Here is a 17,760-nt window from a genome sequence, read left to right as displayed (position 1 = left end):
AACAGTTTCGGCTGCGGTTGTTATGAGACCGTGACGCTCGGATGTCTGGCTGATGTCTTGACCGGGCTCGAGGTGAGCGCCAACATGTGAGCGCTAACATTCAGCAGCTCAACCCCCGTTCCTGCGGGAGTGACCTGTCCCGGAAGGGGAGAGTTCGTGAAGAAGAAGTTCGTGGCCACTCTCAGTGGTGCTCTGCTCGTGCTCGGCCTGGCCGCGTGTGGCGGTGAGGGAGCGGGGGCGACCACCGACACCGCCAGCCAGAAGCCGGCCGACCTGACCATCGGGGTGTCGATGCCGACACAGACCTCCGAGCGCTGGATCGCCGACGGCAAGGCGGTCAAGGAGAAGCTCGAGGCGAAGGGGTACAAGGTCGATCTGCAGTACGCGAACGACGACATCCCGACCCAGTCCCAGCAGGTCGACCAGCTGATCACCCGCGGCGCCGACGTCCTGGTGATCGCCGCGATCGACGGCACCGCGCTGAGCAGCCAGCTGCAGGCCGCGGCCGACAAGAAGATCCCGGTGATCGCCTACGACCGGTTGATCCGTGGCAGCCAGAACGTCGACTTCTACGTCAGCTTCGACAACTACAAGGTCGGCGTCGCCCAGGCCAAGGCGCTGCTGCGCGGTCTCGGGCTGGAGAACGCGGACGGCGCGAAGACGGCCAAGGCCGGGCCGATCAACATCGAGCTGTTCGCCGGCTCGCTGGACGACAACAACACCCACTACTTCTTCCAGGGCGCGATGGACACCCTGAAGCCGTACCTCGACGACGGAACCCTGGTGGTCAAGTCGAAGCAGACCAAGCTCGAGCAGGTCGCGACCCTGCGCTGGCAGCAGGAGGCGGCGCAGAAGCGGATGGAGAACCTGCTGACCTCCAGCTACAACGACGGCAGCAAGGTCGGCGGCGTGCTGTCGCCGTACGACGGCATCTCCCGCGGCATCATCACCGCCCTGCAGAACGCCGGCTACGGCAAGACGGCCGGTCCGGTCCCGCCGATCACCGGCCAGGACGCCGAGATCGCCTCGGTCAAGCTGATCAACGACGGGGTGCAGAGCTCGACCATCTTCAAGGACACCCGGCTGCTGGCCGAGCAGGCGGTCAACGCGTCGGAGGCGTTCCTGCAGAAGAAGACGCCGGAGGCCAACGACACCAAGTCGTACGACAACGGCGTCAAGGTCGTCCCGGCCTACCTGCTGCCGATCCAGACCGTCTTCAAGCCGGACATCAAGAAGGCGCTGGTCGATTCCCAGTACTACACGGCCGCCGAGGTGGCCGCCGGTCAGGCCAAGTGACGGCCGGCTGACCGGCGAAGGAGGGTCGATGGGCGACGTACTGCTGGAGATGCGTGGCATCAGCAAGAGCTTTCCGGGCGTGAAGGCGCTCGAGGACGTCTCGCTCGCCGTCCGGCGAGGGGAGATCCACGCGATCTGCGGGGAGAACGGAGCGGGCAAGTCGACCCTGATGAAGGTGTTGTCCGGTGTCTACCCGACCGGCAGTTACGACGGCGAGATCGTCCTGGACGGTACGCCCGTGCGGTTCAACGGCATCCGGGACAGCGAGGCCGTCGGCGTCGTCATCATCCATCAGGAGCTGGCCCTGGTGCCCTACCTGTCGATCGCGGAGAACATCTTTCTCGGCAACGAGCGGCGCGGCCGGGGCGGCTTCATCGACTGGAACCGGACCAACGCGGAGGCCGGCCAGCTGCTGGCCTCCGTCGGCCTGGACGAGAACCCGGTGTCGCCGGTGAGCGACTTCGGCGTCGGCAAGCAGCAGCTGGTGGAGATCGCCAAGGCGTTGTCGAAGGAGGTCCGGCTGCTGATCCTCGACGAGCCGACCGCCGCCCTCAACGACGTCGACTCGGCGCACCTGCTCGACCTGCTCCGCCGGCTGCGGGACCGGGGGATCACCTGCATCATGATCTCGCACAAGTTGAGCGAGATCACCGCGATCGCCGACTCCACCACGGTGATCCGCGACGGCCGGACCGTCGAGACGTTCGAGATGGGTTCGGCGGAGGCGACGCAGGAGCGGATCATCCGCGGCATGGTCGGGCGCGACATCGCGACCTTCTACCCGGAGCGGGTGTCCACGCCGGGCGAAGAGGTGCTCCGGGTCGAGGACTGGACGGTGTGGCACCCGGTCCAGCCGCGCAAGGTCGTCGACGGGGCCGGCTTCGCGGTCCGCGCCGGTGAGGTGGTCGGCATCGCGGGACTGATGGGCGCGGGACGTACCGAACTGGCGATGAGCATCTTCGGGCGATCGTACGGACGCAACATCAGCGGCCGCCTGTACATGCACGGCAACCAGGTACGGGCCCGGACCGTGGCCGAGGCGATCGGGGCCGGGATCGCCTACGCCACCGAGGATCGCAAGCGGTACGGGCTGAACCTGATCGCCGATGTCCGGGTGAACGTCTCCGCCGCCGGGCTCGGCAAGCTGTCGCGGGCCGGCTGGGTCAACGGCAACGAGGAGATCAAGGTCGCCGAGGACGGCCGGCGTGAGATGAACATCAAGACCCGGACCGTGATGGACCCGGTCGGCACGCTGTCCGGCGGCAACCAGCAGAAGGTCGTGCTGTCGAAGTGGCTGTTCACCGATCCGGACGTGCTGATCCTCGACGAGCCGACCCGCGGCATCGACGTCGGTGCCAAGTTCGAGATCTACACGATCATCAACCGGCTGGTGGCGGCCGGTAAGGCGGTCGTCGTCATCTCCTCCGAACTGCCGGAGCTGCTCGGGATGTGCGACCGGATCTACACACTGTCGGCCGGCCGGATCACTGGTGAGGTGCCGGTCGGCGAAGCGACCCAGGAGGGTCTCATGGCGCTCATGACGAAGGAGAAGGAGCTCGCCGGATGACAAGTACCAAACCATCCGCACCGGCCGAGGCGACGCCGGCGGAGAGTGCTCCGGCCGCCGCGCTGCACGTCGGTACCAGTGATCCGCGCACGCTGATCACCCGCAACCTGCGGCAGAGCGGCATCTACATCGCCTTCGTCGTGATCGTCGCGCTGTTCGCGTTCCTGACCGACGGCGTGCTGCTCAGTCCGGGCAACATCACGAACATCGTGCTGCAGTACTCCTACATCCTGGTGCTCGCGATCGGCATGGTCATCTTGATCATCGCCGGCCACATCGACCTGTCGGTCGGGTCGATCGTGGCGCTGACCGGTGGGGTGTCGGCGGTGCTGGTGATCCAGCACGGGCAGCCCTGGTGGGTCGGCGTCGTGGCGGCGGTGGCCGTCGGTACGGCGGTCGGCGCCTGGCACGGTTTCTGGGTCGCGTACGTCGGGATGCCCGCGTTCATCGTGACGCTGGCGGGCATGTTGCTGTTCCGCGGTCTGACCCTGCAGGTGCTCGACAACGTCTCCTTGTCCCCGTTCCCGGGGGAGTACCAGAAGGTCGCCAGCGGCTTCCTGAACGGCCTGATCGGCGGCCACGGGTACGACGCGTTCACCCTGCTCGTCGCCGCGCTCGCGGTCGCCGGCTATGCGGTCAGTGTGTTCCGGACCAGGCTGGCGCGGATCCGGTACGAGCAGCCGGTCGAGTCCTTCCCCTTGTTCGTCACCCGGGTGCTGGTGGTCGCGGCCGTCGTCATGTACTTCGGTTGGCAACTCGCCCACGCCCGCGGCCTGCCGATCGTGTTGATCGTGCTGGCCGTCCTGGTGATCGTCTACGGGCTGATGACGAAGAACACCGTGCTCGGCCGGCAGGTGTACGCGATCGGCGGCAACCTCTCGGCGGCGATGCTGTCCGGGGTCAAGGTCCGCAAGGTCAACTTCTGGATCTTCGTCAACATGGGCTTCCTGGCCGGGGTGGCCGGTGTCATCTACTCGTCCCGGTCCAACGGGGCCCAGCCCGCGGCCGGCAACATGTTCGAGCTGGACGCGATCGCCGCGGCCTTCATCGGCGGCGCGGCGGTCGCAGGTGGCGTCGGCACCGTCGTCGGGGCGATGGTCGGCGGCCTGATCATGGCGGTGATGAGCAACGGGATGCAGTTGATGGGGATCGACCAGTCGACCCAGTCGGTCGTGAAGGGCCTGGTGCTGCTGCTGGCCGTTGCCTTCGACATCTACAACAAGCGCCGCGCCGGTGCCGCCCGCTGAATCGGGCGGCCCCCCGCCGGTCTTCCTTACTATTTCCCCATGGTGACTGCGGGGACGGGACCGAGCGGGGCTCACGGCCGGGCGCCGAGCATGGCGGATGTGGCCGCCGCGGCCGGCGTCTCGCACCAGACCGTCTCCCGGGTGCTGAACGGTTCGGAGCTGGTTCGGCCGCAGACCCGGACCCGCGTGCTGGCGGCGATTGCCGAGCTGGGCTACCGGCGCAACAACGCGGCCCGGCTGCTGGTGACGAACAGGTCGCACCGGATCGGGATGATCTCGGCTCATCTGGTGTTGCACGGGCCGAGCATGATCGCGGTGTCGGTGCAGGACGCTGGTCACAAGGCCGGGTACGACGTGTCACTGGTCGCCGTCGAGGACTTCTCGGTGCAGTCACTGCGCAACGCCCTGGATCGGCTGCTCGACGAAGCGGTTGAGGCGATCGTGGTCGCTGTTGCCCACCGCGAGGCGCTGGAGCAGGTGGAGTCGCTGGACGCACCCGTCCCGATGATCGTCGTCCAGGGGGTGAGCGAAGGTCAGCGGATGGCGGTGGGCATCGACCAGGAAGCGGGGGCCCGGGTAGCAGTGGAGCACCTGCTCGACCTGGGGCATCGACACGTTGCCCACGTCACCGGCCCGCTGGAGTGGGTGGAGGCCGGTCAGCGGCGTACCGGATGGCAGCGAGCGCACGAGGACCGCCATGTCCTGCCGGGACCGGAGCTGGCCGGCGACTGGTCGCCCGAGAGCGGCTATCAGGCCGGCCTGCGGATCGCCGAGGATCCGGACGTGACAGCGGTCTTCGTGGCGAACGACGCGATGGCGATGGGGCTGATCTATGCCCTGCACGAGAAGGGGCGCGACATCCCCGGCGAGATCAGCGTCGTCGGCTTCGACAACGTCCCCGAGGCGCGGTACCTGTGGCCGGCCCTCACGACGGTCGACCAGGAGTTCTCCGTGCTGGGCCGCCGGGCGGTCGAGCTGACCTTGCGAGCACTGGACGGGGAGACCGATCCGTCGACCCAGCTGATCCGTCCCGCCCTGGCCGTGCGCGATTCCACCAGCGCACCTGCTGAGCGCTAACCCGGCAACTCCCTCCTCACAGGTCAGAGGCCGGCGCATTGGCCTGACTTCGGGCCTCCGGTCGTATTGGGCTGGCCTGCATTGGTCGGTGTGGGGGAGTTGCCCGAGCAGGACAGCGGGCCGGTGATGTGGTTGCCGGAGACAACCGTTGGGCCGGTGTTGTTCTGTACGACCAACGGGCCGCCGATGGTGGCGTGATCGATGGTCACCTGGCCAACCGTGCCGGTGACCTTCACCGGACCGCTGACCTTCGTGGGCGCGCATTCGCCGTTGCCCAGCCAGACCCGGGTTGCGCCGGTGATGGTCACCGGGCCGGAGATGGTCGTGCCGCAGAGCAGGACGCTGGTTGCTCCGGACACTGTGACCGGGCCGCGGAATTCGGAGTTGGCTGCGTAGAGGCCGGCACCTGCAGCGACGGTTACGGGTCCGGAGACGGTCGCGCCGTCGAAGCACGCGATGCCTGCAGTGACCTTCAGTGGGCCGTTGTGGGTTCCGGAGAGCATCGTCGTACAGGCTGGAACGCCGGTTGCGACGAACGGTACGACCCAGGTCTGGCCGAGGCGGGTGTAGGTGACGGTGCCGTGGTAGATGCCGTCGGTCGGGTAGGTGTGGCTCCCGTTGACGGTCATCAGGCTTCGGCCTTGGCGTTGGCTCGCGAGGTAGTCGCGGGCTGCGATGGCGCCGGCCTCTGCCGGGGATCCGTCGCCCCAATCGATCATGGCGGTGAACTCACCCGGCGGAGTCGAGCCGGCCGCCAGGCGCCCCAGCGGCGCGTTGGCCAGCGTCCTGTCCACGCCGAATCGGGTGACCGTGCCCATCGCCTCCGGAGTCCAGGCGACCTGGGCGATGGATCCGTAGTTCACGTTCGCGAACGCCCACCGCGCGCCGGCCACGCTGAGCCGTTGGCGGTACGCGTCGTAGTCCTGGGTGAGCACCTTGGACGACCAGGCCTTCTCGAGAATGCCTGCCAGCCGCGGGAAGACCATGTACTCGTTGGTGGCCAGGCCGCGCATCTGCTCGCCCCAGATGGGCGCCTCGATGCCGATGATGTCGGCCGCCTTCGGTCCGCCGTACGCCGGTTGCGCCCAGACATTCCGGTACTTCTCCCAAACCCACTCGGGATCCCACGAGTACGCCTTGTCGAGCTCCGTCCGCGGCGTGCGGCCGGGCGATCCGTCGTACCCGAAGTCGAGATAGGCGTTCCACTCCGGCGTCGTGATGACCTGGCGGCCCTGGTTGAACCACTCGGGCTTGATCAGCGGGGGACCGCCGCCGGTGTAGTCGGACCAGTAGTGGTTGATGGACGTCGAGCCTGGTGCGTAGCCCTCGATCGCCGGGTTCCAGCCCATCAGCCGCTTGCCGGCGTTGTCGACGATGGTCTCCATCTGCCCGATCCACCACTTGTAGTCCTCGTGCGGCATCCCGATGGCCTCGTCGCCGCCGATGTGGATGATCGGCGCGGGGGAGATGGCAGCGAGCTGGGCGATCGCGTCCCGCCAGAACGCGAGCGCCCGCTGGCTTGCCGGGTCGTTGGGGTTGGTACAGAAGCGGTCGAGCTGGGTCTGGCCCTGGCAGCCCATGACCGCGACGCCGCCCAGCGACCTGACCGCCGCGTTGGCGTGGGCCGGGCCTTCCAGTTCCGGGACGATCTCGATGAACCGGTCGGCGGCGTACTTCACCAGGCCCTTGAAGTCCTCCTGCGTGTAGAAGCCGGCGATACAACCCGTTCCGTTGCAGCCGGTGCCGTCCAACGCCGGATAGCCCTTGATCTCCAGGCGCCAGGACTGCGAGTCGCTCAGGTGCAGGTGCAGCCGGTCGCCCTTCAACGCCGCGAGCTGGTCGATCATGGACCGGGTCTCGGCGACGCTGAGGAAGTTGCGCGCGGGGTCGAGCTGAAGACCTCGATGCTCGTACCGCGGATAGTCCAGGACGGAGATGGGCTGTATCGTCCACGGCCCCACGCCGGTCGCCGACGAATTGATTGCTGCTGGCAACAGTTGGCGAAGGCTCACGAAGCCGTTGAACAGACCATGTGCCTGCGGCGCGACGATCTTCGCACCTGCACTGCTGACCGCGAGGGAGTACCCCTCAGCCGCCTTGTCCGCCGGAAGACCCGGTACCGCCCCAGTGCTCAAGGCGATGTCCGCGGCCGTAGCGAAACCGGTCACCACGGGAAGCACGAACCCGGTCGCCGGTCGCAGGTACCCAGCGAGCACCTCAGCCGTCGCGCTCAGGCCTGCGCTGGAAACGACGATCCGGGACTTGTTCGTCAGCTCCCAGGCCGGACCCGTACCGACCTCCTGCTTCACCGGCACCGGAATGATCTGCCCGACCACCGCCGGCGGCTTCGGGCCCGACCAGATCTCGAACTCGTTGAGGGTGTACCCGACGGTGGAGGTCGTCGCCAGCGCCTGCATCCGGACACACGAGACCGGGTCCAGCTGATCGATCACCTGCGAATCCTTGTCAGCCGGATTCACCACATGGCTGACCGTCGACCAGGTCTGGCAGTCCGCGTCCGTCGAGACCTGCAGGTCGTACTGCGACGGCTTGCCTGGCGAAGTCCACCGGCTGAACACCTCATGAACCGGCGCCGGCGAAGCCAGCTTCACCAGGAACCAGTCCTGCGTCGGGTCATACCCACCACCGACCGACGCGTAGTTCGAAGTCCACCCGTTGTGCACGAACACATCAACCGCATTGGCCGGTGCGTACGTCGCGGCGGGCGCGGTCATGCGCTGGGACTTGGCGGAGGCGACCGCACCCGGCAGCAGGGCGAGGTTGACGCTCTCGACGACCGAGGGATCGGCGGCGGCCTGTCCCACTGTCGCCGGCACCACCAGACCGGCGGCGACCAGAGCACCAACCATCAGGACAGGAATTCTCATGTCACTCCTCACCGGTGCAGGGCGGTGTCACGGGTAACATCTTTCGCCCGACTCCCCGGCCCCGCAAGACAACCGGCGCGGCTTCGGCCCCGGCGAGGTCAGCCGACTCGTTCGGTCGCTCTGAGTTATGGAATCAGCGGGCGGATGCTGGTATAGCTGAGCATTCCGTGCCAGGGGAGTGGCCGGTAGAGGGGGAGGCCGACGTGTGGGCGGACATCTATGGGGCGCGGCTGGTGGTGGGCGAGTGAACCCGGCCACGGAACCCGCGGAAGCAGCGTTCGTCGGACGGGCTGAGGAGCGGGAGAAGCTTGACCGACGACTGGCCGAAGTGCGGGACGGCCATGCTCGGACTGTACTGATCGGCGGCGATGCCGGCGTCGGCAAGAGCCGGCTGGTCGCGACGTTCGCAGAGTCGGCTCGCGCGACCGGTGCCCATGTGCTGTCCGGCGCCTGCGAGGAACACTTCGGTGACCCGATGCCGTATCGGCCGTTGCTGGAGCTGCTGGAGAACTTCGCCCGGGAGCACGGGGACAAGGCCGGTGAGGTCGGTGGACCGGCCTATGAGCGGCTGGCCCGGTTCTTCGACCTGGGCGGCGACTCGATGACCAGTCCCCAACAGGTCTTCCTGTCCGTACGCCGGATGCTGGACGACCTCGGCGCGGACACGCCGGTCGTCCTCATCATCGAGGATCTGCACTGGGCGGACCCGTCGACGCTCGACCTGGTCCGGCATCTCGGCCAGGCCCGGCAGGACGACCGGCGACTGCTGCTCATCTGTACCTTCCGGCAGAGCGAGCTGAGCCGCGACAACCCGTTGTGGAAGCTGATGGCCGGGCCGGCGTTCGTACGGCAGACCGAGCGGATCGAGCTGCCCGCCTTCACCCGGACGGAGCTGAGTGAGTTCCTCGACGCCGTGAACGGAGGCCGGACCGACCCGCAGCTGGTAAAGCTCTGCTACGACTGGTCCGACGGCATTGCCTTCTATGCGGAGCAACTGATCGCCACCGGCGCCCTGAACAGCCAGGACGACGTCCGGCTGCCGCCCAACATGGAGTCGTTGGTGCTGGCCCGGCTGATCGGTCTGGGCGAGGACGCGCTCAAGGTACTGCGGGTGGCCGCTGTCGCCGGTCGCGCGATGAGCCGCCAACTGCTGCGGACCGTCAGCGGCCTGCCTCCCGAGGCACTGCGCGAGGCACTCCAGGAGTGCTTCGACCGGCAGATGCTGATGACCGGACAGGACGACGGGGACGTCTACCGGTTCCGGCACGCGTTGCTCCGCGAGGCGGTTTATCAGGGGACCGTCCGCGACACTCAGGTCGACCTGCACACGGCGATGGCCGAAGCATTGACGGACGATCCGGGGCTGAGCCTGACCGAGGGTTCGGCGACCGCCGAGCTGGCCAGCCACTGGTACCAGGCGGATGTCCGGCCGAAGGCGCTGGCGTCCGCCGTACAGGCCGGTCAGCTTGCGGCGCGCACGCTGGCGTTTCCGTCCGCGGAGGTCCAGTACGGCCGGGCGTTGCAGTTGTGGCGGCAGGTTGCCGATCCGGAGGAGCTGGCCGGCGTCGGACGGGTCCAGCTGCTGATCGAGGCGGCCGACGCCGCTCGCTGGTCCGGCCATGTCGATCGGGCTGTCGAGTACATCCGAGAGGCCATCGAGGAGACTACGGCCGGCTCCACGACGGATCGCCGCGCCGAGCTGCAGGAACGGCTCGCCACGTATCTGTGGGAGGCCGGTCAGAAAGCCGAATCCACGAAGGCGTTCCAGGAAGCGAAGCGGCTGCTGGACGGGAAGCCGCCGTCGGCGATGGAGGCGCGGGTGCTCGCTGGGATCGCCCTCGCCTACCTGCAGGCCGGTCACTACGTGGACGGCAAGAAGGAGGCCGACAAGGCGCTGGAGCTGGCGAGGAAGGTCGGCGCGTCGGCGGAGGAGGGCAGGGCGCTGAACGTGTCCGGTCTGGCGAGGTGCATGCTCGGCGACCAGGACGGCGTCGAGCGGCTGAGGCGTTCGCTCGAGATCGCGCAGACGGTTCATCACATCGAGGACCTCTTCCGGGCGTACGGGAACCTCGGGCTCGTCCTCGAGCACGCGGGCCGGCTGAGGGAATCCGCAGAGGTGACGAAGCAAGGGCTCGAGGAGGCACGGCAGCTCGACCTGGCGAACACCCGGCAGGGCACGGTCCTGGCGAACAACAGCAGCGCCGCGCTCGTCCTGCTGGGGGAGTGGGACGACGCCGAGCGGATCATCACCGAGGTGTCGCTGGAACGACCAGTCGCCGAGAGCCTGTATCCGCGCCTCACCCTCGCCGAGATCAAGGTGGCCCGCGGCGACTACGGACAGGCCCACGACCTGCTCACGTCGATCGCCACCGTCGAGCACGGCGAGGATCCACGCTTCCTCGGACCGCTGCACACGATCCGGGCCGAGCTGGCGCTGTGCGAAGGCGACCGGGCCCGAGCCGTCGACGAGGTGAAACGCGGGGTGGAGGCCGTTCGGGGTAGCGACAACAGCGTTGAGCTGCTGCGGCTCTGCGCCGTCGGTCTGCGGGCAGCGGCTGACGGGGCAACCCGGAAGGGTGCAACCGAGGCGGATCGGGTCAGCGCGAGAGCAATCGGTGACTGGCTAGCCCACGAGGGGTCTGGCGCAGCGCCGGAGTCGCCGACAGCCGAGACGGAGCAGCTGGTTCTGCTGTGCAAGGCAGAGCGGCAACGTATCCAGGGCACGGACTCCGACGCCTTGTGGAGCAAGGTGGTCGCCGGCTGGGCCGAGCCGGATCGGCCGTACCCGGCGGCGTACGCCGGATTCCGTCAGGCGACCGCCGCCGCCGCTGCTGGTGACAAGACTGCGGCACGCTCGATCCTCCGGGACGTCCACAAGGTGGTGACGAAGCTGCGCGCCGAGCCGTTGCGCGACAAGGTGTACGCGCTGGCCAAGCGAGTCGGCCTCGACCTGGACCGGCCGGCCGAGGTCGAGCGGCCGTACGACCTCACCGAAGCGGAGTTCGAAACGTTGCGCTTCCTTGCCGAGGGCAAGGACGCGGCGGGGATCGCGGCCGCGCGCAACGTGTCGCCGCGAACGGTCGAGACGCAGCGCGGAAAGGTCTACAAGAAGCTGGGCGTGCGGACCGGCGGCGAGGCCGTGGCTCTGGCGCACAAGGAGGGACTGCTCGACTGACGCGTACTGTCCGTCAGGGACGGGCATGACGCGAAAAGCTCTGCTGATCGGTGCGCAGACCAACAACCTGACCGGTGTGCTCAACGACGTCGATGCGATGGCCGGGGCACTCGAACCGCGCGGCTTCCAGATCGAGCGTCTGGTGACGCCGGATGCGACCCAGGCGGCGGTGCTCGACGCCTACGAGAAACTCATCATGGACACCCATGAGGACGACGCCGTCGTCATCTACTACAGCGGCCACGGCGGCCGCCTGCAGACGCCGGGTGGCCGCGACCTGCAGTTCATCGTGCCGGACGACTACGCCGATTCCGATGACGACGACTTCCGCGGTATCACCGGCATCGAGCTGTCCGTCCTGCTCGCCCGGCTCAGCAAGCGCACGGCCAACGCCACGGTCGTGCTCGACTGCTGCCACGCCGCGCACATGTCCCGCGACCCCGGTCTGCGAGTCAAGTCGCTCCTGCGGGCGGCCTGGAAGCCGACGTACGAGGTCGTCGAACGGCGGGTGAACCACCTTGTCGAGGCCGGTCTGCCGGTGCACGAGAGGCACCTGATCAGCAGCCCGCGAGCCGTCCGGGTGGTGGCGTGCTCGCCGTCGGAGTCGGCCTGGGAAGCGGTCAACCGGGACGGGGTGGGGATGGGACTGCTGACCGACGCGTTGTCCCGGGCTCTCCGCGAGGCAGAGGGCCTGCGGGTCAACTGGTCCACCCTCATCGACGCGGTCCGTCAGGAGGTACAGACCTTCGCACCCACCCAACGACCTGAGGCGGAAGGCCCGTCCGAACGGCAGCCGTTCGAGACAACGGATCTGGAGCCACTGGACACGTTGCCGGTGGTGAACGTCGGACTTGGCCGGATCCAGCTGCTCGGCGCGCCGCTGCTGGGCGTCGAGGTCGGCGACGAGTTCGCCATCATGCCCGCGGCTGCCACCGGACCGGAGGATGGTCCGGCGATCGGCGCCGCGACAGTGGAGCAAGTCATGCCGACTGCCGCGCTCGCGCAGTTGCGGTCCCTGCCGGCTGGCCGAACCGTGCCTCCGGACGCTCGCGCGCACCGCACTCGAGCCGCCGCGCCGGCTCTGCCGGTACGGCTGCCTCAGCAGCATCCAGTGACCGCCGAGCTGGTCAAGGCGATGGAGTCGCGACCGCTGCTCCGGCCGGCCGACGAGAGTCTGGACCTGCACGCATCGACGGAGGTCGCCGTCGACGCGCAGGGCGAGTTGGTTGTCCAGGACAACGGAGTGCCGCTGCATCCGCCGTACTCGCCGACGCCTCTCGGGATCAGCTCGATCATGGCCAACCTGCAGCGAATCGCCCAGGCCGCGGCGTTGCGCCGGCTGGCGGGCGACCCGGCCAAGCCGCTGACCCACGGTGTCGAGATCGAGTGGGGCCGGGTGCGCGACGGGGAGGAGGAGTTACTTCCCGTGGCGGGGGCGTTGCTCTTCGCGTACCGGGACGAGCGGGTTTTCTTCCGGCTCCGGAACAACGGCGAGCGCGCGATGTTCGTGTCGTTGATCGACATCGGCATCGCGTCGCGGATCTCGATTCTCACCGCGGCCGACCCAGGTGGTGTCCGGCTCGCGCCGGGGGCGTCGTACACGTACGGCTGGAACGAAGACCTGCGCCGGCTCACCGGCGTCGCGATGAGCTGGCCGGAGGGTGTCGAAACGACGGTCGCGCTCCCCGAGACGGTCATCGCGCTGATCAGCGACGGGCCGGTCGACGTCGGAACCCTGAAGAACCAGGGCGTCCGGACCGGCGGTGCGCGGCGCGACGACGGATCCCTGCTCGGGAGCCTGCTGAGCCAGATCGCCACCGGCGCCACCCGCGACGTCGGCGACGCTCCGGCCAGGTCGGTCCGCTACTCGGTCGAGCAGATCGATTTCACCCTGAGCCCGACGCCGCCGCCCACGGAGGAACGGGCGACGTTCCTCATCGACGACCGCCCACAACAGCCGGTACGCCTGCTCGCCACCCGTGGCCTGAGGCGGCGCAAGGTGGCTGTCCGGATCGCCGAGCTGGTCGTCCATCGCAACCGGGCGCTGCTCAGCGCCGACGTCCGGGTCGACGCGATGGTCCTGACTGGCGGTACCGGCGATCAGCCGGTGTACCGGGCGGAGACCACGCGGTTCAGCAACATCCGCGACGGTGAGCGGCTACCGCTCGACAACCTGCTGATCTACCACGGACCGGCGGTGGACTTCCTCGACATCGCTGTCTGGGTCTCCCGCGACGCGACCGGCAGCCTGGCGCTCAGCGCCCTGCTGGAGAAGGAACTCGGCAGCGCAACCGGGCACGACGCGGTCCAGGCGGTTGCCACGCTCGGGATGACCGCACCTCATGCCGCGATGGCGGTCGCGGCGGTGAGTGCGGGCGCGGTGCTGGTGAACACGGGGTACGAGCTCCTGCTCGGCGCCGTCGGCCAGAGCATCGGAATCTACCGGACCTCCCTGCTCGCGCAGGAGCAGTTCGGGATCGGCCGTCACGTCCGGCACCCGCAGGACTTCTCCTTCACATTCTCGGTCGAGGCGGTGGACTGAAAGCCGTCCCGATCTCCTCAACCGCTCGCCTGGCGAGCATCATCGAAAGGTAGCAACAGGATGAACATCAGCAAGAAACTCGTCATCGGGCAGCAGGAGTGGGGTATCGCCGATGCGGACGCGGAGGGCATCGCCGCACTGGTCCGGGACGCGATGACGAACCGCAGCACGGTCGAGCTCCAGCTCTACGACCGGGCCGGGGACGCCGTGACGCTGCTCCTCAACGGCGCGGCCACCTCCAACGTGGTCCTCGATCTCACCAAGGGACCGAAGCCCAGCGAGATGTCCTGACGCTCGGGTGAAACGGGCCGGGTTCCGCTGGGAACCCGGCCCGTACGTATGTCCTGAGGCGTTTTTCCGGCCGTCTACGTAGTTCCCCGCGGCCGACCCGAAAGCCATGTTCTGGGGCGTTTCCGGCGATCGACGATCTGTCCAACGTCGATGCGAAGGAAGTGCCATCGTGCCCCACTCAGAGCAGCCGTCCGCCGCCGCGGAAGAGGTACGCCGACTGGCCGGCGCCGGAGAGCTCGCGAACCGATTCCAGCACGGATCCCGCGACGAACGGCGCAGGTTGCGGGCCGGCGCCGCCGAGATCGCCGGGCCGCTGGTGTACGAGCGGGTGACCAGGCCGGTCGAGCGCAGGCGTCGCCACTTCGAATGCGCGAGCGCTTTTCACCGGATGTTGCCCGATTGCCTGGACCGCTTCCATGACGACGTCGACGCGGTCGTGGTGGACCTGTTCGCCTATGCGAAGGCGCCGATCCTGAACCTGGAGGGCTGGCTCACCTCACGGCTGCTCCGGGCCACCGTGGACGGCTACCGCCGTCGCCGTGGCGAACGCGGCGCTCCCCAGAAGCCCCGCGTACCGGCCTGGCTCGCCGACGAGCTGGGGCAGGACGCCTGGCTGGTCGAGCTGGCCAAGGCGATCCTCGAATGGGTCGGCACCGACACGACGGCCGGATCCGCGCTGTGGCCGCTGATCGCCTTCGCCGAGCGGCGCGCCCGCCATACCGGGGACCACACCGCAGGCGAGGCCGTGGTCGCCGCCGAGGTGGAGATCGTCCTGACCGCCATGCGCCGGCGGCGTGCCTGGTACGACAAGTACGTCGAGCGCCCGCTGGGTCGCAAGCAGGCGCAGGTCTGGTACCCGTCGCAGAGCTCCACCGACGGGCATATCGAGCCGCCGCCGCTCGCCCTGGTGGAGCCGGACGAGCGCGACGAGGCCGTCCTGCACGAGCTGGCGAACACCTCCATCGAGGTGATGATCGCGCGCATCGACCGCGGCGAGGACGCCACCGCGGTGATCACCGACGTACTCGGTACGGTCTTCGGCAGCCTGCCGACGGCACACGATCTGGAAAGGCTGCCGGCCGACGAGGGCGCCCTCCACCAGGCTGCCGCCCTGATCGACGACCCGGTCAAGCTCAAGCGGATCGTGGCCGCCGTCCTCGACCTGCTCCCCGACCTCCACCGTCCGTCAGAACAGTAGGAGGCGGACCGAGGAGGACTCGAGCATGGACCAACCGATCGACGACGGGGCAGCGCAGCGGACCTGGACGAAGCCGGAAGCGGTGACCCGTTTGATCGAGCTGCAGGAGGCGGCCGCCGGCGGCACGCTGGCCGACCCGCGGACGGCAGCGGACGAGGTGGATCGGCTGGCGGCGGTGTTCGTGGGCGATGTGCAGGTCGAGACCTTGATCGAGTCGACCCGCGCCGTCCTGAAGATGACCGCCGCACCCGGATTCGTCGATGTGGAGGGGATGCGCCGGGTGCTCGAAAACCTCAGCCGGATCGCCGGCCCCCAGGCCGGCCCGCTGATGGACCTGATGCCGGACTACCTGGACGCCGTGCAGTCCCACCTACAGGGCGCCGACATGGCCACGACGCTTGCCCGGTTCTCTGATCTTTCGAAGCGGGCCGAGGATCTACCGGACTCACCACTGCGGGCAGTGGCGGCGGAGATAACCCACGTCTCCGAACTGATGCAAGCGATGGACGGCGTGCCGGATGGTGACGAAGCGGGCCGTGACCGCCAGCTCGAGGCGCTGCGAAGGCTCAGAACCCAACCGGGTGGCACCGACGCCGAACGTGCGATACGCCTGGCTGCCGCCGGCGGCGCGGCGTTGAACGAGGGCAACGAGCAGAACCTCGACCGAATCAACGAGGGCATCGCCGACCTGCGAGAGGCGGTGAAGCTCTCCGGGGATCGTCCGGACGCTGTTCTCCACCGGGCCGGCCTCGCGATGGCCGTCTACCGCCGTTCGGAGGTGACCGGATCGCTCGCCGACGTCGACGAAGCGATCGCGGTACTGGAGGGAGCCCGGGTCCTGGCCCGTGGACCGGCCCATCCGCACTGGAGCCTCGTCAACGACATGTTGTCCCAATACCGTGAGCGCCGCGGGAAAAGCTCGTCATCGAGTCCTGCGGTGCTGGACGCCCTCCGTGGCTACGCCTGGCAGGTGTTGCTACAGCCGGACCCCGGAGTTGCCCGCGCGACCGCCCTGAGCGCGGCCCAAGATGCCGTGGAGGCAGCCGGCCGTTTCCTCGTCCACCACGAACCCGTCGACGCGCTCCGTGCGCTGGACGCCGGACGGGGGCTGCTGTTGTTCTCGGCAACCGAGCTGCGCGATCCTTGCGCGCGGCTGATCGAGGCCGGCGAGCGTGGCCTGGCAGAGAGGTGGCGATCGGAAGCGCAGCCTTCGGCCTGGCTGCGGGACGAGGTCGTCGAGGTGCTGTCCCGCGACACCGACCTGCTCGATCCGCCAACGCTGGAAGAGATCCAGGATGCGCTGGGCCGGGTCGGCGTCGATGCGCTGGTCTACCTGGTCCCCGCCGTTGCGCCGACGCCGGGCTGGGCGGTGATCGCGCCGGCAGAGGGGCCGCCCCGCTACCTCCCGCTGCCCTACCTGACGATCGACGACGGGATGGAGATCGAGCGGTATCTCGCCGCCGCGGCTGCCCGGGATGTCGCACTTCTCGGTAAGACCCGTGACATCGGGGGCGTCGAGCCGGCCGATTTCGCGGAGAGCCTGGACGCACTGTGCGGCTGGGCCTGGAAGGCGGCCATCGGGCCGATCATCAAGCCGTTCCTGGATGACACATCGGGCCGTACGCCACGTCTCGTGCTCATTCCGATGGGCGAGCTGGCCCGGATTCCGTGGCAGGCCGCACGACGACCCGACGGCAAGTATCTGGTGGAGCTCGCCGCGGTATCGCAGGCCGCGTCGGCGCGGATGCTGTGCGCCTCCGCCGCGGCTGAGCCGGTGCGGCACACAGCGGCCGGCTTGGTGGTGGCCGACCCGGAGACCGAGGAAGTGGACCTGGAGTCGGCGCGCCTCGAGGCGTACGCGATCCATCGAACCTTCTATCCCGGCGCGACCTATCTCGGCCGCCGTCCGGACGGCAGCGTCAGCGCCTCGGGCGCGGGCACCCCGGATGAGGTCCGGAACTGGCTGCGGGCAGACGGCGCACACGCGGGAACGATGGTCCACTTCGCGACCCACGGAGATCTGAGCACCGACGCGGCCCACGCGTCGTCACGCCTGCTGCTGGCTGGTGGAGACCTCACCGCCGATGAACTGATCCGCCTTCTGGACGCGCGTCGACATCCCATCGGCCTGGTGGTGCTGGCCGGTTGCCACACCGGCGAGTCGGTTCACGGGTACGACGAGGCATACAGCCTCGGCACGCTCTTTCTCGCTGCCGGCGCCCGCACGGTGCTGTCGACTCAGTGGAGCATCCCGGATCAAGACACCTCATTGCTGATGTACATGTTCCACCACTACTTGATCACCGAGCACCGCCCACCGTGGGACGCGCTCCGGCAGGCGCAGCTGTGGATGCTCGACGACGCTCGATCGGCGCCCGGCGACATGCCTGCGCCGTTGCGGCGCATGCTCGCGGACTCGGACCCCACCCGCCTCACCTCGTGGGCCGGGTTCGTCCACTGGGGACAATGACCAACAGGG

The 17,760-nt window shown here is 68.5% G+C and carries 10 protein-coding genes; 9 read left to right on the top strand and 1 reads right to left on the bottom strand.

Annotation, left to right across the window (positions count from 1 at the left end; all coding sequences use genetic code 11):
• Positions 1–156: 156 nt before the first annotated feature.
• Genes chvE through AB0M15_RS26525 form a run of 4 tightly spaced genes read left to right on the top strand, consistent with a single transcriptional unit; the run spans position 157 to position 5,187 of the window.
• Positions 157–1,296: a multiple monosaccharide ABC transporter substrate-binding protein gene (gene chvE, locus AB0M15_RS26540; RefSeq protein WP_363824146.1), complete on the top strand. Its 1,140-nt coding sequence runs from the start codon at positions 157–159 to the stop codon at positions 1,294–1,296.
• A gap of 28 nt (positions 1,297–1,324) precedes the next feature.
• Entirely contained in the window at positions 1,325–2,863 is a 1,539-nt protein-coding gene (gene mmsA, locus AB0M15_RS26535; protein WP_363824145.1) for a multiple monosaccharide ABC transporter ATP-binding protein, read from the top strand.
• Positions 2,860–4,110: a multiple monosaccharide ABC transporter permease gene (mmsB, locus tag AB0M15_RS26530; protein WP_363824144.1), complete on the top strand. Its 1,251-nt coding sequence runs from the start codon at positions 2,860–2,862 to the stop codon at positions 4,108–4,110. Before mmsA ends, mmsB begins: the two co-directional genes overlap by 4 nt.
• A 39-nt stretch (positions 4,111–4,149) precedes the next feature.
• Positions 4,150–5,187, top strand: coding sequence for a LacI family DNA-binding transcriptional regulator (locus AB0M15_RS26525; RefSeq protein WP_363824143.1), 1,038 nt, complete (start codon positions 4,150–4,152; stop codon positions 5,185–5,187).
• A 23-nt stretch (positions 5,188–5,210) separates the two neighbouring features.
• Here the strand turns inward: AB0M15_RS26525 and AB0M15_RS26520 are convergent, their stop codons facing one another.
• Positions 5,211–8,075: a beta-N-acetylhexosaminidase gene (locus AB0M15_RS26520; protein ID WP_363824142.1), complete on the bottom strand. Its 2,865-nt coding sequence runs from the start codon at positions 8,073–8,075 to the stop codon at positions 5,211–5,213.
• A 244-nt stretch (positions 8,076–8,319) separates the two neighbouring features.
• Here AB0M15_RS26520 and AB0M15_RS26515 point away from each other — a divergent pair, with 244 nt between their 5' ends.
• The 5 genes from AB0M15_RS26515 to AB0M15_RS26495 all read left to right on the top strand — a co-directional run bounded on the left by AB0M15_RS26515 (position 8,320) and on the right by AB0M15_RS26495 (position 17,751).
• A complete protein-coding gene (locus AB0M15_RS26515; protein ID WP_363824141.1) occupies positions 8,320–11,250 on the top strand; it encodes an AAA family ATPase in 2,931 nt (976 codons plus the stop codon).
• 25 nt (positions 11,251–11,275) lie between these two features.
• Positions 11,276–13,792: a caspase family protein gene (locus tag AB0M15_RS26510; protein ID WP_363824140.1), complete on the top strand. Its 2,517-nt coding sequence runs from the start codon at positions 11,276–11,278 to the stop codon at positions 13,790–13,792.
• A gap of 60 nt (positions 13,793–13,852) precedes the next feature.
• Entirely contained in the window at positions 13,853–14,083 is a 231-nt protein-coding gene (locus AB0M15_RS26505; protein ID WP_363824139.1) for a hypothetical protein, read from the top strand.
• 169 nt (positions 14,084–14,252) lie between these two features.
• Entirely contained in the window at positions 14,253–15,281 is a 1,029-nt protein-coding gene (locus tag AB0M15_RS26500; RefSeq protein WP_363824138.1) for a hypothetical protein, read from the top strand.
• A 25-nt stretch (positions 15,282–15,306) separates the two neighbouring features.
• On the top strand, positions 15,307–17,751 hold the full coding sequence (locus AB0M15_RS26495) for a CHAT domain-containing protein (RefSeq protein WP_363824137.1): 2,445 nt from the start codon (positions 15,307–15,309) through the stop codon (positions 17,749–17,751).
• Positions 17,752–17,760: the final 9 nt, after the last annotated feature.

Source organism: Kribbella sp. NPDC051718, assembly GCF_040681515.1.
In the GTDB taxonomy this organism is placed as follows: Bacteria; Actinomycetota; Actinomycetes; order Propionibacteriales; family Kribbellaceae; genus Kribbella.
This window is presented reverse-complemented; position numbering and strand designations above follow the sequence as displayed.

Coding starts and splice junctions, on each gene's coding strand:
- mmsB (WP_363824144.1), top strand. CDS start 2,860: ATGACAAGTACCAAACCATCCGCACCGGCCGAGGCGACGCCGGCGGAG.
- AB0M15_RS26495 (WP_363824137.1), top strand. CDS start 15,307: ATGGACCAACCGATCGACGACGGGGCAGCGCAGCGGACCTGGACGAAG.
- AB0M15_RS26520 (WP_363824142.1), bottom strand. CDS start 8,075: ATGAGAATTCCTGTCCTGATGGTTGGTGCTCTGGTCGCCGCCGGTCTG.
- AB0M15_RS26510 (WP_363824140.1), top strand. CDS start 11,276: ATGACGCGAAAAGCTCTGCTGATCGGTGCGCAGACCAACAACCTGACC.
- AB0M15_RS26505 (WP_363824139.1), top strand. CDS start 13,853: ATGAACATCAGCAAGAAACTCGTCATCGGGCAGCAGGAGTGGGGTATC.
- AB0M15_RS26525 (WP_363824143.1), top strand. CDS start 4,150: ATGGTGACTGCGGGGACGGGACCGAGCGGGGCTCACGGCCGGGCGCCG.
- mmsA (WP_363824145.1), top strand. CDS start 1,325: ATGGGCGACGTACTGCTGGAGATGCGTGGCATCAGCAAGAGCTTTCCG.